Annotated in this window: 20 protein-coding genes; 7 read left to right on the forward strand and 13 right to left on the reverse strand. The window is 69.6% G+C overall.

What is annotated here, in order from left to right; all coding sequences use genetic code 11:
* Positions 1-39: 39 nt before the first annotated feature.
* The 5 genes from ACIBK1_RS15530 to ACIBK1_RS15550 all read right to left on the reverse strand — a co-directional run bounded on the left by ACIBK1_RS15530 (position 40) and on the right by ACIBK1_RS15550 (position 5,206).
* Positions 40-1,077, reverse strand: a complete 1,038-nt coding sequence (locus ACIBK1_RS15530) for a PP2C family protein-serine/threonine phosphatase (RefSeq protein WP_030509819.1) — start codon at positions 1,075-1,077, stop codon at positions 40-42.
* Between the two features lie 225 nt (positions 1,078-1,302).
* Positions 1,303-1,956, reverse strand: coding sequence for a potassium channel family protein (locus tag ACIBK1_RS15535; protein ID WP_239105256.1), 654 nt, complete (start codon positions 1,954-1,956; stop codon positions 1,303-1,305).
* Position 1,957: 1 nt separating this feature from the next.
* Positions 1,958-3,307 carry a TrkH family potassium uptake protein gene (locus tag ACIBK1_RS15540; protein ID WP_396735379.1) on the reverse strand — a complete coding sequence of 450 codons (1,350 nt, stop codon included), beginning with the start codon at positions 3,305-3,307 and terminating at the stop codon, positions 1,958-1,960.
* Between the two features lie 134 nt (positions 3,308-3,441).
* The gene (locus ACIBK1_RS15545; protein WP_396735382.1) at positions 3,442-4,617 is read right to left on the reverse strand and encodes a GDSL-type esterase/lipase family protein; all 1,176 of its coding nucleotides are present in this window, start codon (positions 4,615-4,617) and stop codon (positions 3,442-3,444) included.
* 19 nt (positions 4,618-4,636) lie between these two features.
* Positions 4,637-5,206, reverse strand: a complete 570-nt coding sequence (locus tag ACIBK1_RS15550) for a TetR/AcrR family transcriptional regulator (RefSeq protein ID WP_396735385.1) — start codon at positions 5,204-5,206, stop codon at positions 4,637-4,639.
* Between the two features lie 125 nt (positions 5,207-5,331).
* On the opposite strand from ACIBK1_RS15550, the gene ACIBK1_RS15555 reads away from it, so the two are divergent.
* Together ACIBK1_RS15555 and ACIBK1_RS15560 are read left to right on the forward strand one after the other, a co-directional pair.
* A complete protein-coding gene (locus tag ACIBK1_RS15555; RefSeq protein WP_231514017.1) occupies positions 5,332-5,670 on the forward strand; it encodes a PadR family transcriptional regulator in 339 nt (112 codons plus the stop codon).
* A complete protein-coding gene (locus tag ACIBK1_RS15560) occupies positions 5,667-6,776 on the forward strand; it encodes a hypothetical protein (RefSeq protein WP_396735388.1) in 1,110 nt (369 codons plus the stop codon). The genes ACIBK1_RS15555 and ACIBK1_RS15560 overlap by 4 nt, the downstream gene beginning before the upstream one ends.
* Positions 6,777-6,864: 88 nt before the next feature.
* Here ACIBK1_RS15560 and ACIBK1_RS15565 read toward each other — a convergent pair whose 3' ends face one another.
* Entirely contained in the window at positions 6,865-8,424 is a 1,560-nt protein-coding gene (locus ACIBK1_RS15565) for an alpha-L-arabinofuranosidase B (RefSeq protein WP_396735391.1), read from the reverse strand.
* 946 nt (positions 8,425-9,370) lie between these two features.
* On the reverse strand, positions 9,371-10,120 hold the full coding sequence (locus ACIBK1_RS15570; protein WP_396735394.1) for a phosphotransferase: 750 nt from the start codon (positions 10,118-10,120) through the stop codon (positions 9,371-9,373).
* Between the two features lie 313 nt (positions 10,121-10,433).
* On the opposite strand from ACIBK1_RS15570, the gene ACIBK1_RS15575 reads away from it, so the two are divergent.
* Entirely contained in the window at positions 10,434-10,883 is a 450-nt protein-coding gene (locus ACIBK1_RS15575; RefSeq protein WP_396735397.1) for a DNA-binding protein, read from the forward strand.
* On the opposite strand, the gene ACIBK1_RS15580 is transcribed toward ACIBK1_RS15575, so the two are convergent.
* Positions 10,832-11,782 carry a biotin-dependent carboxyltransferase family protein gene (locus tag ACIBK1_RS15580; protein ID WP_396735400.1) on the reverse strand — a complete coding sequence of 317 codons (951 nt, stop codon included), beginning with the start codon at positions 11,780-11,782 and terminating at the stop codon, positions 10,832-10,834. The two genes, ACIBK1_RS15575 and ACIBK1_RS15580, sit on opposite strands and share 52 nt — an antisense overlap.
* 159 nt (positions 11,783-11,941) lie before the next feature.
* Between ACIBK1_RS15580 and ACIBK1_RS15585 the strand changes: the two genes are divergently transcribed.
* A complete protein-coding gene (locus tag ACIBK1_RS15585) occupies positions 11,942-13,486 on the forward strand; it encodes a hypothetical protein (protein WP_156081041.1) in 1,545 nt (514 codons plus the stop codon).
* Positions 13,487-13,612: 126 nt separating this feature from the next.
* On the opposite strand, the gene ACIBK1_RS15590 is transcribed toward ACIBK1_RS15585, so the two are convergent.
* Positions 13,613-14,047, reverse strand: coding sequence for an ester cyclase (locus ACIBK1_RS15590; protein WP_030509808.1), 435 nt, complete (start codon positions 14,045-14,047; stop codon positions 13,613-13,615).
* 787 nt (positions 14,048-14,834) lie between these two features.
* On the opposite strand from ACIBK1_RS15590, the gene ACIBK1_RS15595 reads away from it, so the two are divergent.
* Together ACIBK1_RS15595 and ACIBK1_RS15600 are read left to right on the forward strand one after the other, a co-directional pair.
* Positions 14,835-15,857: a glycoside hydrolase family 11 protein gene (locus ACIBK1_RS15595; RefSeq protein WP_396735403.1), complete on the forward strand. Its 1,023-nt coding sequence runs from the start codon at positions 14,835-14,837 to the stop codon at positions 15,855-15,857.
* Positions 15,858-16,227: 370 nt separating this feature from the next.
* Entirely contained in the window at positions 16,228-16,431 is a 204-nt protein-coding gene (locus ACIBK1_RS15600) for a cold-shock protein (RefSeq protein ID WP_030512222.1), read from the forward strand.
* Between the two features lie 257 nt (positions 16,432-16,688).
* On the opposite strand, the gene ACIBK1_RS15605 is transcribed toward ACIBK1_RS15600, so the two are convergent.
* Positions 16,689-16,916, reverse strand: coding sequence for a hypothetical protein (locus ACIBK1_RS15605; RefSeq protein ID WP_030512223.1), 228 nt, complete (start codon positions 16,914-16,916; stop codon positions 16,689-16,691).
* 221 nt (positions 16,917-17,137) lie between these two features.
* On the reverse strand, positions 17,138-18,127 hold the full coding sequence (locus tag ACIBK1_RS15610; protein ID WP_231514186.1) for a hypothetical protein: 990 nt from the start codon (positions 18,125-18,127) through the stop codon (positions 17,138-17,140).
* Between the two features lie 476 nt (positions 18,128-18,603).
* On the opposite strand from ACIBK1_RS15610, the gene ACIBK1_RS15615 reads away from it, so the two are divergent.
* Positions 18,604-19,257, forward strand: coding sequence for a hypothetical protein (locus ACIBK1_RS15615; protein WP_030512225.1), 654 nt, complete (start codon positions 18,604-18,606; stop codon positions 19,255-19,257).
* Between the two features lie 43 nt (positions 19,258-19,300).
* On the opposite strand, the gene ACIBK1_RS15620 is transcribed toward ACIBK1_RS15615, so the two are convergent.
* On the reverse strand, positions 19,301-21,754 hold the full coding sequence (locus ACIBK1_RS15620; protein WP_051762799.1) for an N-acetylmuramoyl-L-alanine amidase: 2,454 nt from the start codon (positions 21,752-21,754) through the stop codon (positions 19,301-19,303).
* A 159-nt stretch (positions 21,755-21,913) separates the two neighbouring features.
* Complete coding sequence (locus tag ACIBK1_RS15625; RefSeq protein ID WP_051762801.1) at positions 21,914-23,344, reverse strand: family 43 glycosylhydrolase; 1,431 nt, start codon at positions 23,342-23,344, stop codon at positions 21,914-21,916.
* Positions 23,345-23,515 lie beyond the last annotated feature (171 nt).

A 23,515-nucleotide genomic window follows, 5' to 3' on the forward strand; every position in this document is an offset into this window, starting at 1 on the left:
GCGCTCGGCGGCGGTGCCGGGCTCACCTGGATGACAGGCTCATCCGGGATGACGGCGGAGCAGGAGCATCGCGGCGTCGTCGAGGAAGGGGCCGCCGACGTGGCGCAGCAGGTCGGCGCGCAGCGCGTCGAGGGCCACCTGGGGATCGGCGCCGCGCAGCAGATGCGCCCGCTCCGCGAGCGGGTAGAAGTGGCCGTTGCGGTCGCGGCACTCGATCACGCCGTCGGTGTAGAAGAGGATCTGGTCGCCCTCCCCGAACGGCACCCGGTGGGGCTTGGGCCGCGGCGAGCCGAGGGCGCCGAGCCCGAGCGGGAGGGCCTCCTCCTGCGGCTCCGCGAAGTGGACGCCGTCGCGCCGCAGCACGAGAGGGGCGGGGTGGCCGCAGTTGAGCAGGGAGATCTCCCCGTCGTGGACCTCCGCGAGTATGGCGGTGACGAACTTCTCACCGCTCAGGTGCCGGGCCAGACTGGTCTCCACACGCTCGACCACACCGGCGAGTTCGGACTGGTCGTAGGCGGCCTCGCGGAATGCGCCGAGCACCCACGCCGCGGTCTCGACCGCCTCCAAGCCCTTGCCCTGCACGTCGCCGATGAGGATCCGTACGCCCTCCGGGGTGGTCACCACCTCGTAGAGGTCGCCGCCGATCTGGGCCTCCGCCGCGGCGGAGGTGTAGGAGAGCGCGATCCGCAGGTCGCTCGCGCGGCGGGGGACCGGGCGCAGGAGCACCCTCTGGGCCGCCTCGGCGACCAGGCGGAGGTTGGCCAGCTCTCGTTCGCGCCGGTTGCGCAGTCTGCTGGCCAGCATGCTCGCGGCGGTGACGCCGACGATCGCCGCGAGGGTGAGATAGTTGCTCGTCCGGCCGAGCAGGCCGTCGTACACGGCGAGGGGGACGCAGATGGCGAGGGCCAGCACCCCTACCAGGGCAGTGCGGCGCACGCCGCCCGCCACCGAGGCGAAGGCCGGGCCCAGCGTGAGGAGCGCCAGGAAGCCCACACGGGGTCCGGTGATCAGGTCGACCACGACGACCAGGAGAATCGCGATGAACGGCAACGCACGCAGGATGCTCTGGGAACTCATCGCGACTCCATAGCCGGCCCCCACGTCAGCACATGATTCCTTTGATGGCTTTACTCTTCCCGCCTAGTGAACGCGGCACTCCCCGATGTCCGCGACGGATAGCGCCATTTCCGGCCGGTCGGTCAAGTCGCGGCGGGCCCCACCTGATCACTACGAGTAGTGACGTTACTCGAATTCGTGACGCGGCGACCGGTAAAGCCGGACATCCGGCTTTCCCCCACATCGTCACGGCAGCTCCGCGAAGCGCTCGACCTGGTCCGTGCGGCCGGACACGATGATGACGTCACCGTAGCCGAGTTCGGTCTCGGCGGTGGCGTAGGTGAACTCCTCGCCCGGCCGCTTGACCGCCACCACCGTCACCCCGTACTTGCGGCGCAGGCTCGACTCGCCGAGGGGGGTTCCGACGTACTCCTTGGGCGGAAGGGTCTTGACCAGGACGAAGTTCTCGTCGACCTCCAGGTAGTCGAGCATCCGCCCGCTCACCAGGTGGGCCACGCGCTCGCCCATGTCGTGCTCGGGGAAGACCACGTGCTGGACCCCGATCCGGCTGAGGATGCGGCCGTGCTGGCGGCTCACGGCCTTGGCCCAGATGTCTTCGATCTCCAGCTCGACCAGCAGCGACGAGGCGAGGATGCTCGCCTCCAGGTCGCTGCCGATGGCGCACACCGCGCGGTAGAAGTCCGGCAGGCCGAGCTGGCGCAACGCCTCGGGGTCGGTGGCGTCGGCGGTGGCGATGTGCGTGATCTGGCCCGCGAGGCTCTGCACCACCTTGGGGCGGTGGTCGATGGCGAGCACCTCGGTGCCGCGCCGCACCAGCTCCAGGGCGAGCGCGGTGCCGAAGCGGCCGAGACCGATCACCGCCACGGGGTCGTTTCTCATGTCAGCCAACGATGACCTCCTCCTCCGGTAATTCATAGCGGCGGGTGCGCTCCTTGAGCGCCAGGGCGGAGCCCAGCGTGAGCGGGCCGATCCGGCCGACGAACATCAGCAGCGTGAGCAGCACCTGCGCGGCGGGGGAGATGGCGGAGGCGACGCCGACGGACAGCCCGGTCGTGCCGAAGGCGGAGACGACCTCGAAGAGCACCCGGTCAAGGGAGTGCGGCGTCAGCACCAGCAGGACGTAGGTGAAGAGCGCGACCAGGGACACGCTCAGCACGGTCAGCGAGACCGCCTGCCGCTGCGCCGCCTCCGTGAGGCGGCGGTGGCCGATGTTCACCCTGCTCTCGCCGCGCAGCTCCGCCCAGACGATGAACGTGAGCAGGCCCAGCGTCGTGACCTTGATGCCGCCCGCGGTGCCCGCGCTGCCCCCGCCGACGAACATCAGCAGCTCGGTGACGAGCCAGCTTGAGGGGTGCATCTGCGTGATGTCGAGGCTGTTGAACCCGGCGCTGCGCGGCATGACGGCGGTGAAGAACGAGGCGAGCAGCTTGCCCTGTTCGTCCATCGGCCCGAGCGTGCGGGGGTTGGTCCATTCCGTGACGAGGAAGACCAGGGTGCCGCCCGCCAGCAGGACGGCGGTGACGGCGAGCGTGATGCGGGTCAGCAGCGACCAGCGGCTGGGCCGGCGCCAGGACCGGCGCAGCTCGAACACCACGGGATAGCCGAGCCCGCCCACGATCACCGCCGCCGCGACGGTCAGGCAGACCCAGGGATCGGCGGCGAACCTGACCAGGCTGTCGGGCCACAGCGCGAAACCGGCGTTGTTGAACGACGAGACCGCGTGGAACAGGCCCAGGTAAAGGCCACGCCCGACGGGCTCGCCGTACCCGAGCACGAACCTGAGCGTGAGGACGGTTCCCACGACGGCCTCGCAGGTCAGGTTGAAGAGCACCACCTTGCCCACCACGCGTCGCAGGTCGCTGCCGTTGAGCACCCTGGTTTCGGCCTGCGCGGACAACCGGGCCCGCAGGCCCAGCCTGCGAGAGACGAGCAGGGTGAAGACGGTCGCCAGCGTCATGATGCCGAGGCCGCCCACCTGGATCAGGACGGCGATGACCGCCTCGCCGAACGCCGACCAGTGCGTGGCCGTGTCGACGACGGTCAGCCCGTTCACGCACACCGCCGACGTCGCGGTGAACAGGGCGGTGAGCCAGTCCGCGGGCTTCCCCGAGGCCGTGGCGAGCGGACTGGACAGCAGGACGGTCCCCAGGATGATCGTCACCCCGAACACCGTCGTGATCACCTGCGCCGGCTGGTGGAAGCGCGCCACCACGGCCCAGAACACCTTCATGCGCAGCCCCACCACGCGGGCGTCCCGCGCCCGTCGCCGACCCTACTTCCCGGCACACCGCGGCCTACCGTAACAGCACATTTCCGGCCGGGCACATCAGGCTCTCACCCGGTGGCCTGATCGGGCGCGGTCAGTCAGGCGGCCGTGACGGCGAACGGGCCCCCGGCCCCGAACACGAGCCGGGCGAAGTTCTCGCCGATGCGGCGATGCCCCGCGGGGTCGGGGTGCACCTCGTCGGGCAGCGGCAGTTCCGCGTAGTCCGCCTCGCCGTAAAGGTCGCGGCCGTCGAGGTAGTGCAGGTTCGGGTCGTCGGCCGCCCGCTGTCGCACGATCCGGGCGAGCTCGTCGCGGACGATGTTGAGCGTCAGCCGCCCGGCGGCGCGCTCGGCAGGGTCGCCCGTGGCCTTGAACCGCACGGTCCCGCCCCCGAAGTCGGGTGCGAGCGGGCCGGGGGTGTCCTCCTGGACCGGGCACAGGATGGAGGACACGACCAGCAGCGGCGTGGCCGGGTGTCCCTCGCGGATCGTGTCGAGGAAGCCGTGGACCGCAGGGGTGAACGCGCGCAGGCGCATCACGTCGCCGTTGACGATGTTGATGCCGATCTTGACGCTGATCAGGTCGGCGGGGGTGTCCCGCATCGCGCGGGCGGTGAACGGGTCGAGCATCGCGCTGCCGCCGAACCCCAGGTTGATCAGCTCCACTCCGCCCCGGGCGGCGGCCAGGGCGGGCCAGACGGCGGTCGGGTGGGCGGCGTTGGAGCCGTGGCTGATGGAGCTGCCGTGGTGCAGCCACACCCTGCGCCCGCTGTCCGGCGCCGGCTCGATCGTGGCGTCGGTGCGCAGGGCGATCAGCTCGGTGATCTCCGTATGCGGCAGCCAGATCTCGACGTCCTTGTCACGCGCGGGCAGATCGGCGAACCGGGCGGTTCCGGCTGGTCCTTCCCGGAGCTCGACCGACTGGGTGGCCATGTCGATGACGCGGACGTTGCCGCCGCTCACGGTCGCCTGGGCCGTGAGGCGGCCGTCGACGAGCAGGTCGTAGACGCCGTCCGCCGGGGCGGGCAGGCCCCGGTAGGCCCGCTTGGTGGGCAGCGCGTCCAGCTCGACGGTGGTCGCCCGGGTCCGGAACGCCAGCCGTACGCCGGACGGCTGGGCCTCGGCCATGGCCAGTTGCCCGTCGGGGATCTGCCGGCGAGCCCAGGCGGGCAGCCGATGCGGCAGCAGGCCGTGCGCGGTGCGTTCCACGTCGAGGGCGCCGCGCAGGATGTCCGCGGTGACGGGTGTGGTGATCGGGTCGTGCTCGATGCTCATCGCCTCAGCCTGTTCGTGATCAGGGCGTGGTCCGGTTGCGCAGCAGGGTGTCGAGGGAGTCCACCATCCAGGACCAGGATTCGTCCGGGTCGACGGGCGTGTGACTGAAGCCTCCGCTCAGCTCCAGGTCGACGTAGCCGTGGAAGACGCCGCCCAGCATCCGGACCGCGTGTGTCTGGTCCGGCTCCGCGATGTCGTAGCCGCGCAGGATGGCCCGCGTCATCTGGGCGTGCCTGACGCCGGCGCTGGCGGCCGCCGTCTCGGGGTCGAGCCTGAACCGGGCGGCGGCGTAGCGGCCGGGATGCTCCCTGGCGTAGTCGCGGTAGGCGGCCGCGAAGGCGGCCAGGGCGTCCTTGCCGGCGCGACCGGCCAGCGCGTCCGCGACCCGGTCGGCGAGTTCCTCCAGCGCCAGCAGGGCGATCCCGGTCTTGAGGTCCTGGGAGCTCTTCAGGTGCGAGTACAGGCTCGCGACCTTGACGCCGAACCGCCGGGCCAGCGCCGAGATCGTCACATGCTCGAAGCCGACCTCGTCGGCCAGTTCCGCCCCCGCCCTGATCAGGCGTTCCGTGGTCAGCCCTGCGCGTGCCATGACCCTCTCCCTGCGTCGCCTTCACGCATTATGTATTTGCCTAATCCTTTTAGGCAAATCGCGGATGTTCTCCTGTTGATGTGAGGCGCACTTGAATATCATGTCCGGCGATATATCCTGGGGACGTGACAGCACGGGCGATGACGGAACCGGCGTTCCTCGTTCTCACCGCACTCGTCGACGAGCCGCGGCACGGCTACGGCATCGCGCAGGAGGTCGAGCGGCTCTCCGGAGGGCGTGTCCAACTCAAGATCGGCACCCTGTACGGCGTGCTGGACCGGCTCGCCGCCGACGGGTTCGTGGAGGCGGACCGCGAGGAGGTGCGGCAGGGACGGCTGCGCCGCTACTACCGGCTGACCGACGAGGGGGCGCGGGCGCTGGAGGAGGAGGCCGTACGGCTGGCCGACAACGCGCGCCGCGCCGTCGAGCGGCTGCGGCTCAGGCAGGCGGGAGGGCTGGCATGAGCGAGCGCGTCGGCAGACGAAGCGTGCTCGAGGAACGCTACCGGCGGTGGCTGCGGCTGCTGCCGGGGTCCTATCGGGCCGAGCGCGAGGAGGAGATGGTCGCGGCCTTCATGGAAGGCGCCCGGCGCGAGCCGGCCGGACACGACGACCAGCGTCCGCGCCTCCTGGAGGTCGCCAGCGTGGCCGCGCTCGCGCTGCGGCTGCGGCTGGGCGGTCCGGGGTCTCCGCCCGGGGCCCACCTGTGGGGCGAGGCGGTCCGCCTGGCCGCCCTGCTCGGCCTCGTCTTCTGGACGATGATCGCGGGCCTGTACGCCGGGCAGGCGGTGCTGACGTACGGCATCCCCGTGGACGCCCTGCCCGACGGTGTCATGGGCATCGGCGATCCCGGGTCCCCCGAGCGTGCGCGGCTCGTGCTGACCGACCTGACGCCCCTGCTGTGGGCGGCCGGCCTCGGCGCGCTCGTGCGAGGCCGTGTCCGTATCGCCAAAGCGGCGGCCATCGCGGCTCTGGTCGTGCCGTACGTGCTGGTGCCGCCGTTCCTGGGATGGGACAGCGCGTTGGGATGGGACGGCGCGGTGCGCTGGGCCTGCGCGGCCCTGCCTGCCGTGGTCCCTGCGCTGGCGCTGGTGATCGGGTTCCATCGCGACGCCCCGCCGCCCCGCCTGCCCACGCGGCGGGCCCTGCTCCTGCTCGCGCTCCCGATCGCCGCGGGCCTGCTGCTCTCGGTGGTCGTCGGGGTGCTCGGGGCGGCGACGCGGGCGGAGACCGTCTCCGCGGAGCTCCTCATTCCGGCCTGGATGTGGCTCGACACGACCGGCCTCGCGTGCGTGTCGCTGACCGCGATCGCGGTGTGGTGCGCGCTCCGGCACCGGACGCCGGGGCGGCCCGCCGCGCCCGTGGCCCTGGCGGCGGCGATCCTGACCGTGCCCGCCGTGCTCGCCCGCGCAGGCACGATGCCCCCGGGCGCGACCGGCGTCACGGGCCTCAGCGCGACCCTGCAACTGGCCGTGCTCGTGGCGAGCGGGATCACGCTCGCCGTCATCGGCGCACGCGGGATGCGGGCGGCGGAGGCAGGCCTCACCGAGGTGCGGGGGCAGCCCGGATGACGCTCCTGGCATGAGCGTGGCCACAGCGTGGCCAGAGGGGGAAGCCGCCCCCGGTGACCCGGGGGCGGCTTCGCTCACGACGGAGGGCTCATGCCCAGGGCTGGGAGACGACCCAGCTCACGTCGTTGCTCCACTGGGTGGCGTTGTCGAAGGCGTTCGAGCCGCCGTTGCTGGCGATGTAGACGGTGTTGTTGTAGTGCCGCAGGAACCGGGTCGGGAAGTTGTAAGAGGCGAACGACGTGCCCTGGCCGTTCTTGCCCGCCTGCGGGCAGAAGGTGGCGTCCTGCGCGAACTGCGAGCTGCCGTCGTCGCGCTGCCGGTAGAGCTGGTAGTAGCTGTGCCGCAGGTAGTCGCCGGGGTAGTTCCTCGACTCGAACGACACGCACGAGCTGTTGGCCAGGCCGCTGCGCACGATCCAGGTGGCGTCGCTCTTGTCCAGGGTTGAGCTGGACGAGGTGATCACGGACGTGATGGCGTTGTCGTTCTGGTGCCGGATGTAGCGGTCGGTGTAGCCGGGCGTGGTGGCACGCAGCGAGATCGCCGAGCCGGGGGTGAGCGTGCCGTTCTGGCCGCCGCCCGTCGTCGTGGAGTATCCGGCGGCGACGATGTTGGCCTGCACCGCGTTCTCGGTCGCGTCGGACGGGTAACCGGACGTCATCACGCCCTCGTAGAAGGTGCCGCGGGCGCCGACGCTGTTGTCGCCGCCGATGCCGAGGATGATGGCCCCTTCCTTCTTCATCGGGTTGTAGCCCGAGACGTTGGGCCGCACCCCGTTGTAGAAGGTGCCCAGGCCGCCGGACTGGGCGTTGCCGCCGCGGATGGCCCAGTGGTTGGGCTCGCCCTTGACGATGGCGGTGAGGAACCGGTGGCTGATGCTCGGGTCGCCCGCGTTGTAGTGCTGGTTCACCCCGGAGAACAGGCCGTTCTCCAGGTCGGCCATGATCCAGGGGCCGTTGCCCGCACCGTAGCCCCAGACCTTGATGTTGCCGAAGTAGATGGCCTCCATCGTGCCGTTGCCGTTGTCGCGGCTGTTGGTCTCGGCGTTGCCGTAGTCGAAGCAGCAGCCGCCGTTGTAATGGGTGCCGTCGAAGATGGCGTACATGCCCTCCGGCTGGTCGCCCTTGGCGACGCCGTTGGTGTTGTTGTTGCGGTAGCCGGTGCCGGGGGCCACGTAGACGCCGTACGCCTTCTGCCCGCCGACCGTGATCGGCGCGGCGGTCGCGACCGCGAGGTTGTCGTAGCCGCCCGCGGCCGGGCCGGAGAACCCGCCGGGAGGCGCCTGGGTGAGCCGGTTGTTGCGGCCGGACTGGTCGTAGATGATCGTGATCAGGCAGGTGGTGTTCGCGCAGAACGAGTCCTGCGCGGCGGCGTTGGCCACCCCGCCCGCGCTCAGCACGCCGATGTCGCGGGTGGCGTTGTCCGAGGAACGGCGCACCTGGTAGAGCGAGCCGTTGTAGTTGCCGTAGAGAGCGCGGGTCGTGCTGTGCGCCGCCACGCACGGCGTGCCGCCCGCGGCGTAGATGTCACACGGCCCCTGCGTGGCGGCCTCCGACGGTGCGGAGAGGCCGGCCAGGAGGCCGGCGGCGAGCGTGATCGCCGCGCCCGCGGACAGTGCCGCCCTCTTCAGATGCCCTAATCGGAAAATCATGAGGCTTTCGTGCCTTCCTCGTGGGGGGTGTCGAGTGCCGATGTGATGTTAGCGCTAACAATTGCAGCTGTGGGCCCGCCGCCTCACAGTCGTGCATTGGGGGTCGGTGCGCTCAGTTTTGGCGTCCGGCCCGTCTCCGTCAAGGCCCTAATTCAGCCGGGAGGGCGTTCACACGCGCCGTGCGAATCTCGCCGGCGGCCGACTCCCGAGGTGAGGGACCGCGCCCCGTCTGGGGCGATCTCTTTCACATCGCTCCTGTTCAGTGGAGGTTCAGCTATGCCCGGGATGCGCTGGGACGTGCGGTCCCGGCCGGTCGCGCCGGCCTGCACGGGAAAGTCGTGAAAGTTTCAGGACCGGTGCACGCGCGCCGTCGTCCGGCCTTTTCCGGCTCTTGACGGGCGTGCCGTAATAGCCCACAGTGACGGAAGACGCCCGCCGTACCCGTCGCTCGCAGGCGTCCTATCGTGTCGTTTCCGGCCCGAATGGCCGGGCCAAAATGTTATGGCTAACAATCACGGTGACCCGGCCGCGCCGGGGTTTCCGCATGGCGATCCAGTGGCGGGCGTGGCCTGCTTCGTGGTGACGGGCGAGAGCGACCTGCGCTTGCTGCTGCGCGCGATGCGGCCGCGGCTCAACCCGGGCCGCTGCGCTCACGCGCATCTGGAAACAGCTGGGCTGATCCCAGACCATCGATCGCCCCGACGATCGCCTCGCGCCGCCGGAGCCATATCGGGGGGCCGGCGGTCCGTGAGCGGCTCCGTCTTCTTCGCCCGCATCCGTCCGGTGATGCTCCGCCACGGGCCCGACGTGAATCCCGAGGGCGGCTCCTTCAGGTGGTGCGACCAGCCTCGAGCGACATCCTGATACCGCTGTACAGCCAGCCGCATCGAATTGCCCTGGTATCCCCAGGACCAGGAGAAGAATCAGGACAAGGGAAAGTAGCGATTCACGCCAGGTCCCACAGCAGTCGGTAGTAGGCGATGCGCTCGGGGTCGGGGGCGACGCCGTATGCGTCGTACACGACGCCGTCGTATCCCGGGCCGTAGTTCCACTCCGTGCTCCAGGCGGCGACCGCGAGGTCGGCCCACCGGTCGGCCACGCCCAGCGAGCCGAGGTCGACGTGCCCGGCGAACGTCCCGTCGTCGTGCAGCAGGGTGTTGGGAGCGCAGGCGTCGCCGTGGCAGACGACGAGGCGGTCGACTGCGGGCGGTTCGCCGAGACGCTGCCGGGCCGCCTCGTCGCGACCGCGGAGCCGCCGCTCGACGCCCCAGTCGTATGGGCACTCCTGCACGGGCAGGGTGTCGTGGAGCAGGCGAAGCCCCCGGCCGATCGCCGCCGCGGCGGTGGTGGGATCGGTGGTCCAGCGCGGGTCCACCGCCGAGCGGCCGGGAAGCGCCGCCGTGACGAGCCAGGCGCCGTCCGCGTTTCGTCCCCACGTCGGCGCCCGAGGAACGGCGGCCCACCGCCCGGCCCAGTCCAGGCGCTCCGCCTCGCCGGGCAGGTCGATCTCCGGGGTGCCGGCGGCGACCCACTTGACGTACCTTGTGCCGCCGTTCGCGTCCTCCAGCCGGAATGTCAGGCCGCCGAGCTGGTTGCGCCACACCGGAGTGACGGTGTCGCCCGCGGCGAGTTCGGCGACGGCGCCGGGCACGGCCACCGGCCCGGCCGGGATCGAGGCGAGAGGGAGCCGGCTCATGACCACCATTCTCCTTCGCAACGGCCTGCCGTACGCGTTCCTGCGCCACCCCTTCTACAGCGGCGCGTTCGTCCCCCGGGTTGTCGGCGACGGTGGGATCACCAGCAGCACCGGCGGGCGGGGCCTGAACACGGCGTTCCGGTCAAGGCGGTGGCGAACGTGCTGCCGAGGGCTATGCCGGCCTCGGCCAGACATAGTCCGCGCGAATTGAGCGCGGAGATCGCGCGGGAGTTGCAGGTCACGCTGCCACTTGAACGAGATGTTCACAACGGTACGTTGACAATGAAGAGTTGTGGCTACATCCTTGGGCGGTATGAGACCGACCGCCGACCAGCCCCTCGATCCGTTCACGTCTCCGCGTCCGGAGGCGGCGCGCGCGCAGCGCGTCCACGCGTCGTTGTTCCGTATCGCCGAGCGGCACGCCACCACCGACGGGCAACGCGGCCGGCAGGTCCACCCCTTCGTGATGGGACCCCACGAAGCCGTCAGACTCGTGTCGTTCCTGCTGAGCGGGGCCGCGCAGCTCGATGACGGCGAGCCGGAGGTGGACCAGGCCGACATCACGGCCGCCTTGACTCTTGTCCCGCAGGCCCGGGCCGAGATGGACGAGTTGGAGGCCGCGCTCCTCCGGATGGCGCGGGGGCGCGGCATGACGTGGCAGGAGATCGCCTTCGGCCTAGGGCTCGGCACCCCGCAGGCCGCCAGGCAGCGTTACGAACGGCTGGTGGACCGCACCGCGATCGACCTCGACGAAGGCCGGTAGGCGGCTCCGGGGCGGACGCGGCGGCCAGGAGCGATTCGGCGGCCGACGCGCGGGCGGGCCTGCGCTGCCCGTCCGATCTCGTCGTCACGTAGGACCGCGATGACGGGATATCCGCCGGTCACGGGGTGATCGGCTAGGAAGAGCGTCGGCTGGCCGGACGGCGGCACCTGCAGTGCGCCGGGGACCATACCCTCGCTCGGCAGCTCCCCGTCGCGTGCGCGTTCGAGGCGTGGCCCACGCAGCCGCATGCCGATCCGGTCGCTGTGCGGGGTGACCTCGTACGGCTCGGCGCACAGGGCTGCCAGCGCCTCCGGTCTGAACCAGTCGTGGCGTGGTCCCGGCACGGCCGCCAGGACGAGATCCCCCGACTCGAGTTCGGGCGCCGGGGCGAGATCGACAGCAGGGAACTCCACGGGGGGCGGCCCCACTGGTAGCAGTGCTCCGGGCGCCGGACGTGCCGGGCCGAGGCCGGAGAGCAGGTCGGTGGCCCGTGACCCCAGCACCTCGGGGACGTCGATCCCGCCGCGGACGGCGAGGTAGGTGCGCAGCCCGCGGGGCGGCACACCGAGCCGCAGCGTGGCCCCGTCCGGCAGGTGCTCGACCGACGCGTGCCCGACGCCGCGCGTGCGTCCGTCCGGGGAGCTGACGGTGGCGGGACAGGGCGCTCCGGTAAGCGCCACGAGCAGATCACCGCTCGCGCGCACCAGCAGCCCGCCCAACGTGATCTCCAGGCCGGCCGCACCCTCAGGATTGGCCAGCAGGCGGTTGGCCAGTCGTAGAGCACCGCGGTCCGCCGCGCCGGAACGCCCGACGCCGAGATGGCTGTGCCGACGCCGCGATGAGGGCGGGGAGTTGGCGCCCTGACCTCCGCCGTGGAACCCCAGCGGCGCAGACGGCAAGGGCGTAGACCTCTACTTACGCAACGGCCCCGACCTCGACGAGGCGCGCAGCGGACGACTGCCGTTTCGAGATTGAACCCCAAGGGCGGAATGCCATCGCATTACCGCCGTACCCACTGTCGGCCTGCGGGGCTTTCGCTTCCACACGGGCAGAACGACTTGCGCAAGGAAGTAGATGAGGAGGAAGCGGTCAGGATGAAAACCCCCCCGTCCATTGCCGGCATTGGCGCGCTTGCCCTGGTGCTCGCCACCACGGCGGCCTTCGCGACATCAACCCCCGCGTCCGCGAACGCATCCGGCTGTCTCGACCCGAGCGCGCCGCTGTCAGTCGAAGAAAACCGGCTGAGCTTCGCCCTTCCCGACAACGACGACCCCGCCCTTCTGCAGTCGAAGCCCTTCGCCCAGCAAATGATCGAGGGCGGTGGTTTTCAGGACTTCGCTCCGAAACTCATCAACAAGCTCTGCCACACCGGAAACCTCGCAGCGGCGACGACTCTGGCGAAGGAGGAAGGCCGGCACCTGTGGCGGGCGGCCGTACGTCGCGCCCAGAACAAGGGCAAGATCGACGGCAGCCTCCCGTACAGTGACGACCGGCCGCTCTACTGGACCCGCCTCCAATCGACCGCGGCGCTGCGCGAGTGGACGCCGCGGTTCGATCTCGCCGGAGAGGACCGAGCCGCCCTCATCACCACCTTCGACCGGGCCTCTCGGGGGATGTTCGACATCGACTTCCCCGCAGGCAAGGGTGTGGTGCGGGTGATCAGCAGCGGCTTCGACCCGTACACGCTTGACGGCGGAACCGTCGGCACGGCCCCCGGCTCGGTCGGCAACAACATCCGGCACGGCAACCCGTCCGGCGCGACCGCCCTGTCGCTCGACGGCACCACGTACAAGACCAAGGACGGCAAGACCGCCTATATCGAGGCGTACACCCTCCCTGTCAATTATCCCGAGTTCGAACAGGGCTACCTGGAAGACACCGTGGGGCCGTTCATGAAGGACGGCCCCCGTCGGGTGGACGCCTCCATCACGGTGAGCCAGGCCGGTGGTTCGGTGTTCAACCTCGAACAGTGGAACGGCCGCTACCACGGCGTTTCACTCGGCAACGACAATTTCCGGCCGTGCGCGGCGGTCAACGGTACGCCCCAACTGGCGGTCGACAACCACGGCTGCAATGCGAAGGTGGTGGACCGGTGGGGCGGGCCGACCGAGTTCAGTCTGACCGATCCGCCACAGTGGACTTCGGCCACGTTGCCTGTCGCCGAGATGATCAAGGCCAATACCGGAGCATCGGTCCCGCGGCCTCCGGGGGACACCTGGCCGGACACCTCGGTCGCCTTCGGCATCGTCTGGCACACCAACTACACCGAATTTCCCGACTGCAATTCGCCGGAGCGGGTGACCCGTAACAACCCGCCGCCGAACGAGTTCCCGCCTCCCACGGCGCCCATTCCGCCCGATCCGGAATCGTGCTCCTACAGTGGCGGCGGCGGCAACTATCTGTCCAACGAGAGCGCGTACCGCAACACTCTGCTGCGCGACCGGATGGGTCTCAGCATTCCTGCGGGGCACATCCACACCCCGGACATGCAGCACTTCGAGACGCCGTTCAACCCCAGCGACGCGACCTTCAACGCATGGCGGCAGGCGATCGTCGCACAAGGGAAGAACCTCATCCACGTCGTCGCTGACAGCGTCAGCTAGATCGGCGACCCCGTTCTTGACGCCCCGGCCGGCGCCGGCCGGGGCGTCGAACTGCTGAGAGAATCGTCCGCGCAGGTCACCGTCATGCGGGCCTCGACAACCAGATGTTCGCGTTGAGAGGAGTGATCAGTCGACCGTCGCCGCTACGCGGGGCAGGCCAAGCTGGCTGCACAACTCCAGCTGATCGTAATACACCTGGTGTGTGATGACCCTGTCGTGCTCGACGTGAGCCACACAGCAACCGCGAACGGCGATCTGACGGTGGGACCCTTCCAGGTAGCGCCCACATGGGAGAAGAAAGGGCCCCGTATGGGTGCCGGTGAGCATCCATTCGGTGACGGCGGGGTCGCTGAAGGTCGCCTTGTACCAGGGTGTCAGGCGGGCATCGGGGAAAGCAGCGAGCAGCTCTTCGTAGACCGTGACGATCTGCTCCAGTCCTTCCGCCACGCCTTCTGGACCGATCCAGACGGCGCTCGCACTGTAGTACAGGCCCAGTTGGCCCAGGTTGTGGTCGTTGAACGTTTGAAACAGCTGATCTCTGACGTCGTAAGCAGTGGACATGCAACCGCCCGCCCCTTGCCGCGCGCTTCAGCGGCACCGCGTGCTTGACACCGTGATTCGACAGATTGGGTAAGCATAGCTCAAATGGACGCAATCGTCCACTATCATGTCACTGTCGCGGCGATCCAACCAGGCGCGAGCATCTGCCGGCGAGCGGTCGTCAGACCAAGCGTCGACCCACGGAATGGCGTTGAACACCGCCTCGTAGTCAAGATCTGAGCCCGTCATCCCACCTTGTTGCCAGGTAGGATCGATTGGACGTAATCGTCCAATATGGTCTGCGCGGCGGCTGTACGATCAGGCGCGAGAACCCTGCCGTCGCCGGTCGTCATCGGAAGCGTTGGCCCATCGCACCGACGAGTGGGCCGGCGAGGCGGTGGCCGTGCTGGAGGACCTCGTGCGACGCTCCGCCTGACGCCGGGGGCCGCGCGCACCGATGCCGGCCTGGTCGGCGGGTGTGGCGGGCGACGGGTGGTGGCGGGCCGGCTGGGGTGAAACTTTCAAGGACGTTGACCTGCTGTTCTGACTGTGCGCCGAAATGCGGACTGACCAAACGCACGCCTTTGACCAGCGCAAATGATGAACCCCCTCATCCTAAGGTTTCGGCGGCGTTACAGGAATCGTTGACAACCGAACTACCGCGCCCGATACTTTCGTCAAAGCTCCGATAGTTTTCGGAGGCGTACGGCAGCCGTCGCGCGATGGCCGCCACCCCGCCCGCTTATGTGCCCCGCCGAGTCGCCGTACGCCGTCTGCCCCCGTCAGCCTTCTCGAGGAGGAAGCGCGCATGATCGATGCCCCCGCTCATTGGTTAGGCCGCAGACGCGGCCGCGTCAGGGTGTTCATCGCCCGGGTCTGCGCCGTGGCGCTGGCCGCGGCCGTGGCGATGCTGCCCGGCGTCGCCCACGCCGCCGTCACCACGAACCAGACCGGCACCAACAACGGATACTTCTATTCGTTCTGGACCGACAGCCAGGGCACGGTTTCCATGGACTTGGGGTCCGGCGGAAACTACAGCACCTCCTGGCGCAACACCGGCAACTTCGTCGCGGGCAAGGGCTGGAGCCCCGGCGGGCGCCGGACGGTGACCTACTCGGGCAGCTTCAACCCTTCGGGTAACGCCTATCTGGCGTTGTACGGGTGGACGAGGAGCCCGCTGGTGGAGTACTACATCGTGGAGAACTGGGGCACCTACCGGCCCACGGGCACCTTCAAGGGCACCGTGACCTCCGACGGCGGCACCTACGACATCTACCAGACGACGCGTTACAACGCGCCCTCGATCGACGGCAACCAGACCTTCAACCAGTACTGGAGCGTCCGTCAGCAGAAGAGGACCGGCGGCACCATCACCGTCGGCAACCACTTCGACGCCTGGGCCCGCGCTGGCATGTCCCTGGGCAACCACGACTACCAGATCCTGGCGACCGAGGGCTACCAGAGCAGCGGCAGCTCCAACATCACCATCGGCGGCTCCTCCGGCGGCGGTGGTGGCGGTGGCGGTGGCTCCACGCCGCCCCCGAGCGGCGGTGGCGGCGGTGGCGGTGGCTGCACCGCGACGCTGTCCGCCGGCCAGTCGTGGAGCGACCGCTACAACCTCAACGTCTCGGTCAGCGGCTCGAACAACTGGACGGTCACGATGAACGTCCCGTCCCCCGCGAAGATCATCGCCACTTGGAACACCAGCGCCAGCTGGCCCAGCTCCCAGGTGATGACCGCCAAGCCGAACGGCAGCGGCAACAACTTCGGGGTCACCATCCAGCACAACGGCAACTGGACCTGGCCGACGGTTTCCTGTAGCGCCGGCTGATCCTGCACACCCGCAACACCGCACCCATGGCGCGGCGGCCGACGGCCGCCGCGCCACGTGCAGTCCGACGGATGGCGTCCGTCTCCTGTCTGATGACGTTGTGGCCGCGCGGGAGGGAATTGATGACTTCGGTCATGCGGCCCGGCCGGGGCATCCGGATTTTTTAACCTCAGATGTGCCCGTCGCCCCCTGCATGTGCTACGGTCTACCGAGTTGCAGTTGTGGTACCCATGAAACTCGTGTGCGCCTGGCGGGATGTGACCTTCAGGCGCATTTTGTTTTTCCGGCCTTCTCCGGAGGGGCCTCATCGGGCGACGCGGAATCAGCACAGTGCGGATTCCGGTTCGGTCCCTGTTAAAGGAGATTCAACATGGCTCTCGGAACCGTGAAGTGGTTCAACGCGGAAAAGGGCTTCGGCTTCATCGAGCAGGAGGGTGGCGGCCCCGACGTCTTCGCCCACTACTCCAACATTGCCGCCCAGGGGTACCGCGAGCTGCAGGAAGGCCAGAAGGTGTCGTTCGACATCACCCAGGGCCAGAAGGGCCCCCAGGCCGAGAACATCGTGCCCGCCTGACTCAGGTACGCATCGTGATTCGGGGTCCGCGCTTTACAAGCGCGGGCCCCGACTCATGTCCGGGCACACGCTCCGTCGTGCCGCACCTCGTCGATCCTCCAAGCGCCGCTGCCCGGTCCGGGCAGGGGAGCTTCTGGCGAGGGCGGATGCACATTCGGATCCGGCCGTGAGGGAGTGCGCCGGCGCGTGGGCGTCCGCCGGCGTGTCGCCGGCGGAGCTGTACTCGCACGACGCGCTTCCCCTGCGGCGCATCCGTCTCAGAGTTTGTGCAGCTTCTTGTATGGGGTCAGGATTCTTTCCTGCTGCGATCGAAAATCGACGATCACAGCCACCCCCTCCTCTACTTCCACGACCACGCCGAGGCCGTACCGATCATGTGTGACCTGGTCGTTCACACTGAACTGTTCGACAGGCGGGGCCGGAGGCGGGGGCTTGAAGGGACTGGTGGGCAGGTGACGGCGGGACGCGCCGCTGGCTGGCTTCATCTCATCAAGTATGTGCTGCTCGCCGAACCGCTCACAACCGACCCCATGGACTTCGGGGCCGTCAGGCGTCCTGGTAGTCGGTGTGCCAGGTGTGCGCGGACGCTTCCGGCTTCAGCAGATGCCCGGCCTGGGCGTCCTCCTGGACCGCCGGGGAGAGCTCGTTGACGAGCACGGATCCCGGGAACGGAGCGTCCAGGGCGCCCCTGAGATTCAGGCGGCAGTCAGCTCTCCTCGTCCCCGCGCGGACGGAGCGTTCGCTCGGCGATCCCGCTGGAAAGCCTGCCCATCACCGATCTGGCCCGGTCGAGGGTCTCCGTACCGAGGTGCACGGCGGCGTCGACGCCCTCTGCTCCCGTCTCGAGCACCTTGTCCCTCACCTCCGAGGCCGCGTCCGCCCAACGTCTTGCTTCCAGCGACTGCCGGCCGCGCTCGATCCCGAGCCGTCCGTGGAAGTCGACGACGGTGACCGCGACATCGTTGGTCGACTGCACCACGGCCCGGGACGTGGTCGGGTGCAGAAGCACCTTGGTGTTGGCGGCGACGGCAGCCGCCTCCATGCGGGCCAGCAGACGCTCGGTGCTCCGGGAGATGAGGTCCAGCCGGTTCTGCCGCGCGGCCCGGAGCGCGAGGCGATGCCGGTCCAGCTCCTCCGGAGACGCGTTCAGCACCCGGTCGAGTTCGAGCACGGCGATCGCGTCCTGCATCTGGAAGCAACGAGCCAGGACGGCGAGCCACTCCTGAACCGTGAGCTCGGCTTCCTTGGACGTCTTGGCGAGATCACCGATCTTGGCTTTATGGTCCATCTTCTCCGCGAGCGCGTCGAGCTGACGCAACGCGTAGGCCTGGGTCCGCGCGATCGTCACCGGCGTGGCCTGGACCTTCGACCACGTGACCTCGGAGACCACGCCCACCTGCTCGCGGATGGTCATGGCCTCCTCGATCATGAGGTTCACTCCGATCATGTCCGCCAGCACGGCGTCCTTCTGGGCGCGGAGCACATCGTCGACCTTCTCGTCGATCATGGCGAGATAGTCGGTGATCTCGTCCATGGTCTGTTGCATCGCGAGCTGCGCCATGAGCCCCGCGGCGCCGGCCAGAATCGCCGGGTTGGTCAGGAACGATCCGGGCGTCCTCACCAGTTCCAGGAGTCCATTGATCTTGCCCTTCTCGGTCAGCACAGCACGGCTGACGCCCGTCTCCGAACCTTTCATCAGGGGGTGTTTCCGCATCGCTCGCGCGGACTTCTCGGTCAGCTTCACCCAGCGGCCCGCGTTTGCGGCAATCTCGGAACCTGCCTGTGCGGCCTCGGCCCCGGTGTTGAGGACAGATCTGAGCCGTTTCAGTCCGAGGTCCTTTGACGGCAGTCCCTCGGAGACGAGGAAACGATCCACGGCAGCCGGATTCCCGATGACCGCAAGGCCATCGCCGTCACTGAGCAGCTGAATCTCGTTATCCATCGTCGGCTCCTGAAGTGTGGGCGGGGAAAGCGGCCGGAGCGCCGGCCAACACAGTACGCCGGGTAAAGCCTCACAGGAAGCTCGGTCCGAAATCGGCGAGAAGCACGCCGAATTGAAGGCGATAAGCGCGAAGCCGTGAATGCCCGGGATTGTGTACGCTGCCGAGGCGCCGGTGAAATCCGCATGAGCAAGCCCGCGAAGGTATCCCCCCGACCGACAAGGACGCCTGCATGAAGAACCCAGCCCGGATCGCCGTGACCGCTCTGACGCTCGCCGCCTCGCTCGCCGCCGCCGTCCCGGCCTCGGCGGCGTCCGACCGGCCGCTGAGCCGTACGCAACTCAAGAAGCTGCTGGTCACGACCAAGGACCTCGGCAAGGAATGGGGCGCGGTGCCCATGGATCTCAAGCGGCTCGACCTGACCGGGCTGGAGGTGGACGACGCCCCCTGCCTCACCGCCGCGCGGGCGTTCGACGCGGTGTTCGACGAGCCGGTGCACAGCGCCCTCGTTCTGGGGCGTGCGTCCGGCGGGGAGCGCCTGTACACCGGCGACGCCGCCGCGCTCAAGAAGATGACCTCCGCCGCCCAGCGGGTCGCCGCGGCCTGCGACGGCGCGGGCGACCGGCGCAACATGGTGAAGATCGTCAAGCGCGCGCCGGGCAGGCTGGGCCAGGCGGCCTACGCCTTCGAGGTCCAGGACTCGAACCCGGTATACCGCGGGCAGGACGCCAAGCTGTACCACTTCGACTACGTGGTCATCCGGCATCGATCGGCGGTCGCCGTCGTCCAGGTCGTCAGCGCCCGCGCGAGCCACTGGAAGGACACCCTGAACCTGGCGCGGAAGGCCGCCGCGAAGCTCGTCTCGGCCTACCCGCGGCACGCCTGACGGCGGGGCCGGGGAGGAGAGCCCTCCCCGGCCCGCCGCACTTTCAGCGGGTGGTCACCGGCCGGGTCGCCGCCGAGGTGGCGGTGGCCTTCGCATAGGCCTTCGCCGACACGGTCACCCGTACGGCGATGCGGGCGCCGCGGTCGTGGCCTTTGAGGTGATAGGTGCGGCTCGTGGCGCCCTTGACCGGGACGCCGTCGCGCAGCCACTGGTAGGCGACCTTCTCCGGAGACGGCGTCCAGGCGCCGGGGGAGGCGGTCAGCGTTCGGCCGATCTTCGGCGTCCCGCTCACGGCGGGCGGCTGGGCCGAGGTGAACGTTCCCGGCGCCACCGGCGCGGTCGCCGCCGACCGTGCCGACGCGGCGGTGAAGTACGGGTCGTCGACGGTCACCTCGACGAGCACGCTCTTGCCGAGGTCCCCGGCGCCCGGCCGGTACGCCGGCTCGGTGGCCCCGGGGACCTTCGCACCGTCCACGTACCACTGGTAGGTGAAGCCCGCCACCTGCCGCGACCAGGTGCCGGGGGAGGCGGTGAGCTCACCGCCGACCTTGGCGGACCCGCTGATCACCGGCGGCGCGGTGCTGGACACCGGCGACCGTTGCGCGTCGTGCAGGTCCACCTCGGCCGTGCGGACGAAGACCTGCCGGTGGGCGTACCAGAGCTGGTAGTACCGGTCCTGGCCTTTGAGGTCGGTGCGGTCGCCGGGCGCCGACCCGTCGAACGTGGTCGCCCGGTAGTAGTCGGTGACCAGGTCGTCGTCGCTCACGGCGTACGTCTGCCCGGACGGGATCTTGTACTCCAGCGGCGACAGCGCCTGGACCGGGATGCCGGTGCCGGTGTAGGCGGACGCCTCGGGGTAGGCCCGGCCGTAGACGGCGGCGGGGGTGGTCGCGGACTTCACGGTGACCGTCTTCGCCTGCGTGCGGACCACGACGGGCCGGTCTGCGGGGTTGTGCAGCCAGGCGAGGGAGCCGGCCCACCACACGCCGAGCCAGTCGCCCTGCACCTGGGCGACGACGAGCTTGTGGCCGGAGACGACCCGGGCGCTGATGTCGCTCGCGTACGTCGAGCCCGCGGTGGAGCCGGGCTTCCAGCCGGGGTCGGCGGCGAGCGGCGCCGTCTCGGACGGCGACTGGCGGAGGGGGAGGAAGTTGGTGCCGGCCCCGGTGACGCAGTCGGGGGAGGGCGGAGAGGCGGCGGCGCAGCCGGTCACCGGCTGGGGATTGTCCTGGTAGCCGGTGCGGACCTCCACGACGTCGCCGGGGGCGACGTCGGCGGTGGTCTTCAGGTCGCCGCCGATGGGAGCGCCGAGCAGGTCGAAGTAGTGGTCCCAGTCCCAGTACGGCCCCGGGTCCCAGTGCATGCTCTTGGTGGCGCCGAGGACGGTCCCGGGCACCTGGTCGTGGCCGATGACGTGCGCCCGGTCGAGCGGGATCCCGTACTTCTGCGCGAGGTGTTTCACCAGGGTGGCCGAGGTCTGGTACATCGACTCGGTGAACCACGCCGCGGTCCCGGCGAAGCCCTCGTGCTCGATGCCGATGGAGTGCATGTTCACGTACCAGTTGCCGGCGTGCCAGCCGACGTCCTTGGCGTCGAGGTGCTGCGCGATGTGGCCGTCGGAGGACCGGATGGTGTAGTTCCACGCGAGGTACGTCGGGTCCTGGGCCAACCGGACCGAGGGGTCGTAGTAGCCCTCGGTGTCGTGGATGACGATGTAGTCGAGTGTGGGACCGCCCGGTCCGGTCCGGTCGGCGAGGTCGTGGTTGCCGTAGTCGGTCGTGTTGTCCGGCTCGGAGGCCGAGCCCTTGGCGTACGGCGCGGGGATCGGCTCGCAGTCGAGACCGGCCGGGCAGTCGACGTCGGCGCCGGCGGCGAGCCGCATGGCGGGCAGGGTCACCGACTCGTCGGCGGCGAGGGTGACCCGCTGCCCGTCGGCGGTGACGCGGCTCTCGCCGCTGCGCAGGGTCTGGTAGACCTGCCGGACGAAGTCGTTCTTCGCGCCGAACCGTGCCACCGCGTCCCGCCAGGAGCCCAGGCCGTCGCCGCCGTCGTGGTAGGACGCCAGCAGCGCGGCCCCGCCGCAGATGTTGGCGTTCGGGTCCCGGCGCAGCGCGTCGGCCGTGAGCCCGGTCAGCCCGGACGCCGCCGCGATCTGGCTCGTGGCCCCGGCCGCGCGTCCCTTGTCCGCGCCGTCCCATGCCTCGGGCGCCCGGTCGCCGAGGTCGAACACGCCGTAGCCGCCGTCGGAGCTCGGCTTGCCCCGGTGGTCGTCCCAGCGGGACAGCATGTACGCCACGGCCTTGAGCAGTGGTTCCGGCGCGCCCGTCGCCTTGGCCGCCTCGCCGAAGGCGGCTTCGCGCGTGGGCGCCGACAGCGTTGCCGTGCAGGAGACCCGCGGCCCGGCCGTGGAGGCGGTGGCCAGGGCGGACGGCGCGGCGGGGAACAGCGCCGCCGCCGCGGCGACCGCGACGGCGATGCCGCGATGTGGAGTTCTCACCGTTGTGCGACCCCTTCTCGAATGCCTGTGGGGGGGATCAGGCCGGGGCAATCACACCGCCGCGCGCGGCCGCACGCCAGAGCGCCACGCAAATCTCGTCGAGATCGTAACTTTTCGCCAGACAGGCCGAGTCAGATGAAAATCGTCTCTCTCCGGTGACTAGTAGACGTAGGGCCAGCCGGCGCCGTCCCAGCCGAGCTTGTTGATGCCGAGGCGGGAGGAGCCGTCGTCGGCGTACCAGTGGTAGAAGAGGACGTCTCCGTCGTTGTCGGCGAGGACGGCCTGGTGGCCGGGGCCGTGGATGCTGCCGTGCCCGGCCAGCACCTGCGTGCCACCCCCGGACGTCATCGCCGTCCCGTTCCGGTCGACGTACGGGCCGGTGACCGAGGTGGAGCGGCCGACCATGATGCGGTAGGTGCTGGACGCGCCCTTGCAGCACAGGTCGAAGGAGACGAACTGGTAGTAGTAGCCGCCGTGCCGGTAGATGAACGGCGCCTCGGTCGCGCCGCCGTTGCGGCCCGAGATGCTGCGGATCGTGCCGTCCAGCCGCTTGCCCGTTGCCGGGTCGAGCTGGACCATCTTGATCCCCGACCAGAACGAGCCGAAGTCGAGCCACCAGCGGCCCTGGTCGTCGATGACGAGGTTGGGATCGATGGCGTTCCAGTTGTCGGAGGTGGTCGACTCGATGACCAGGCCCTGGTTGGTCCACGAGCCCGACGCGCCGGTCGTGCTGGTGGCCAGGAAGATGCCCGAGTGGTTGGAGCCGAAGGTCGAGGCCGCGTAGTACATGTAGTACTTGCCGTTGACGTAGGTGATGTCCGGCGCCCACAGCGTGTTGCTGCCGTTGGTGTAGGCGTGCGTCCAGGAGGCCCCGCCGGGGAAGGCCACGCCCGCGTTGCGCCAGGCGGTCCGGTCGGACGAGGTCTTGAGCGCGATGTTGTCGCCCGTGTGCGCGAGCAGGTAGGTGCCGTCGGGCTTCTTGGTCACCTCGGGGTCGTGCACGGTGATGTCGCCGGTGACGTAGCCCGGGTCGGGGTAGGAGGTGAGTCTGACGAGTTGCCACTGCTGGTTGGCGCCGCCCAGGTCGGCGTACTGGGAGATGCGGCCGCCGTCGGCGGTGGACCACTCCCAGACCTCCAGGGCCTTGCCGCTGTTGCGGTTGATCAGCTTCACGTAGCCGCTGTCGGTGTCGACGACCTGGAACTGCTGGTTGGTGGCGTTCTTGTCGGTGTACTGGATGACGTCGGCGCCGTCGGCGGTGGAGCGGCCGGAGACGTCGACGACCTTGCCGCTGAGACTCGACCTGAGGCGGTAGTAGCCGCCGCCGGAGTCGACGAACTGCCACTGCTGGTTGGCGCCGTCGTTGCGGGCCCACTGCACCAGGGGCGCGCCGTCGCTCGTCGCCCTGTTGTAGACGTCCAGCGTCTTGCCGCTGTTGCGGTTGACCAGCACGTACGACGCGCTCGTGTCGATGGTCGCCCCCTGGGCGGGGCCGGCGGCCACAAGGGATGGGCAGATCGCGAGCAGCGCCAGGACCGCCAGGGCGAGGACGCGGCGCGGCCATGCGGGAGAGCGTACGGAGGTGTCCACGGGGGTGCCTCTCGTCGGGACGGACGGTACGGGATGTCGATGTGAGCGTGTCGATGTGAGCGCTAACAATCTCGGCACGGAAGTGCCCTCGAGAGCACGCTGTCGTTCGGGGGAGATCGCCGCTCAGTGTCAGCGTCGCGTTCCGGGGCGTCAAGGGCCCCGTCAAACGGG

Source organism: Microbispora rosea, assembly GCF_044460045.1.
GTDB classification, from domain to species: Bacteria; Actinomycetota; Actinomycetes; order Streptosporangiales; family Streptosporangiaceae; genus Microbispora; species Microbispora rosea.

What these genes read in the sequence shown, in the direction of transcription:
- ACIBK1_RS15570 (WP_396735394.1), bottom strand. Translation starts at nt 10,120, where the DNA reads ATGAGCCGGCTCCCTCTCGCCTCGATCCCGGCCGGGCCGGTGGCCGTG.
- ACIBK1_RS15615 (WP_030512225.1), top strand. Translation starts at nt 18,604, where the DNA reads ATGAAGAACCCAGCCCGGATCGCCGTGACCGCTCTGACGCTCGCCGCC.
- ACIBK1_RS15600 (WP_030512222.1), top strand. Translation starts at nt 16,228, where the DNA reads ATGGCTCTCGGAACCGTGAAGTGGTTCAACGCGGAAAAGGGCTTCGGC.
- ACIBK1_RS15545 (WP_396735382.1), bottom strand. Translation starts at nt 4,617, where the DNA reads ATGAGCATCGAGCACGACCCGATCACCACACCCGTCACCGCGGACATC.
- ACIBK1_RS15540 (WP_396735379.1), bottom strand. Translation starts at nt 3,307, where the DNA reads ATGAAGGTGTTCTGGGCCGTGGTGGCGCGCTTCCACCAGCCGGCGCAG.
- ACIBK1_RS15605 (WP_030512223.1), bottom strand. Translation starts at nt 16,916, where the DNA reads ATGAAGCCAGCCAGCGGCGCGTCCCGCCGTCACCTGCCCACCAGTCCC.
- ACIBK1_RS15575 (WP_396735397.1), top strand. Translation starts at nt 10,434, where the DNA reads ATGAGACCGACCGCCGACCAGCCCCTCGATCCGTTCACGTCTCCGCGT.
- ACIBK1_RS15530 (WP_030509819.1), bottom strand. Translation starts at nt 1,077, where the DNA reads ATGAGTTCCCAGAGCATCCTGCGTGCGTTGCCGTTCATCGCGATTCTC.
- ACIBK1_RS15560 (WP_396735388.1), top strand. Translation starts at nt 5,667, where the DNA reads ATGAGCGAGCGCGTCGGCAGACGAAGCGTGCTCGAGGAACGCTACCGG.
- ACIBK1_RS15535 (WP_239105256.1), bottom strand. Translation starts at nt 1,956, where the DNA reads ATGAGAAACGACCCCGTGGCGGTGATCGGTCTCGGCCGCTTCGGCACC.
- ACIBK1_RS15610 (WP_231514186.1), bottom strand. Translation starts at nt 18,127, where the DNA reads ATGAAAGGTTCGGAGACGGGCGTCAGCCGTGCTGTGCTGACCGAGAAG.
- ACIBK1_RS15565 (WP_396735391.1), bottom strand. Translation starts at nt 8,424, where the DNA reads ATGATTTTCCGATTAGGGCATCTGAAGAGGGCGGCACTGTCCGCGGGC.
- ACIBK1_RS15550 (WP_396735385.1), bottom strand. Translation starts at nt 5,206, where the DNA reads ATGGCACGCGCAGGGCTGACCACGGAACGCCTGATCAGGGCGGGGGCG.
- ACIBK1_RS15590 (WP_030509808.1), bottom strand. Translation starts at nt 14,047, where the DNA reads ATGTCCACTGCTTACGACGTCAGAGATCAGCTGTTTCAAACGTTCAAC.
- ACIBK1_RS15595 (WP_396735403.1), top strand. Translation starts at nt 14,835, where the DNA reads ATGATCGATGCCCCCGCTCATTGGTTAGGCCGCAGACGCGGCCGCGTC.